This is a genomic window from Tenacibaculum soleae, assembly GCF_001693415.1.
GTDB classification, from domain to species: Bacteria; Bacteroidota; Bacteroidia; order Flavobacteriales; family Flavobacteriaceae; genus Polaribacter; species Polaribacter soleae.
This window is the reverse complement of sequence record NZ_MAKX01000015.1, coordinates 1-1,634: the sequence shown is the minus strand read 5'-3', so window position 1 is coordinate 1,634 and position 1,634 is coordinate 1. Positions and strand designations below refer to the sequence as shown.

Genomic DNA, 1,634 nt, shown 5'->3' with positions numbered 1-1,634 from the left:
GATTCAGATGCAACAATTACCGCAACCGGAGCAGATGGTTTTGGCGGATACACGTATCAGTTAGAAGTAACAGGAACACCAAACGTACCTTATAGAGCAGGTGATGCTTTTGCAACAAATACAACTAACAATGTATTTACAGGGTTACCAGCAGGAAGTTATACGATACGAGTACGTGATGTAAATGATTGTGAAGGAGCGTCAACAGCAGTTGTAGTTTCAAATCCAGATCCAGTAAGTTTTACAGCAGTTGATACAGATAATGCTTGTGATACTAGTGTAGGAGGAAGTATTTTAGTAACATCAGAAGGCGGAACAGGAACCTACACTTATACTTTATCAAACGGGTCAGGAGTTGTATCTACTCAAGTTGTAACTATCATTGCCCCAGCAATTGAAGCTACACACACGTTTAATAATTTATCGGCAGATAATTATACGGTAAGTGTAACTGATTCAAATGGATGTGCGCAACAAGTACCAGAATCAGTAACAATTAGTGATGATTTAGTATTTACGTTAAAAGAAACAAAACTATTAACATGTGACGCACCAATGGCTGCTGATGTTGTAATTGATATTGTTTCAGGTTCAGGAAGTTATGAATATGTGATTACAAGAGATGATTCAGGAGCAAATACAATTGTAGAAGGAGGAGTAGGAATTGCTTTACCAAGTGATCCATATACATTTAACCCTACAATAGCAGATAGGTACACGGTAACAGTAACCGATACAGGAGCAACACCAAACTGTCCTGTAGTAAAAATAATAGATATTGCAGCAGCAGTTGAACCAGCGTTTACTACTTCGGTAACCCACGCTACGTGTAATGGTGGGGCAAACGGAAGTATCGCAGTTAATGTAACAGCAGGAGTAACACCTTTAAGTTATAGTATAGTTCAAACAGCAGGTTTAGGATTAGTGGCAGGACAAGCAACATGGGATGCAGCAAGCAATTCATTTATCAATGTACCAGCAGGAACTTATACGGTAACGGTTGAGGGCGATAATGGCTGTTCGACAGATGTGGCAGATGTTGTCGTAAATGATAATCCGTTATTAATAGTAAACGCACCAACAGCAGTTCAATTTGGATGTACCACAGGAAATGATGTAAACAACGCTACGTTAAGTATTAGAGCAGAAGATACATTTGGAATGTCAGGCGGAACAACTGTATATTCAACCGTAGAGTTGTACCATGATGTAAATGGAGATAATCCAGCAGATAACTTATCAAATACAGCAGATGATGTTCAAATAAGTACGGTAACAGTAACCGGAACGAATCATGTATTTTCAATAAGTGATGTTACAGGCGGAAGTTATTATGTACGTATTGTAGACAGTGCAAATTGTAGTGCAGTATCATTATCTACAATAATAGCTCCATTTGAAGCGATTACCGATATAAATATCAGTTCAGTAAAAGATATTGATTGTGCAACAGGAGAAGATATCTCAGTAAAAACAGTAACAAATATTGATAATGTTACTTATGCTATAACAAGTGCTCCGGCAGGATATTCAGGACCAACAAGTGAGACAGTAACACCAGCAACAGATGCAGCGTTAACGTTTACCAATTTACCAACAGGAACGTACACGATAACGGCAACACATCCAACAAC

General features: G+C 38.4%; 1 pseudogene. It reads left to right on the top strand.

Going from position 1 to position 1,634, the window contains the following annotated elements:
* Positions 1-1,634 (top strand): annotated as a pseudogene (locus BA195_RS11050) (SprB repeat-containing protein); the annotation flags it as partial.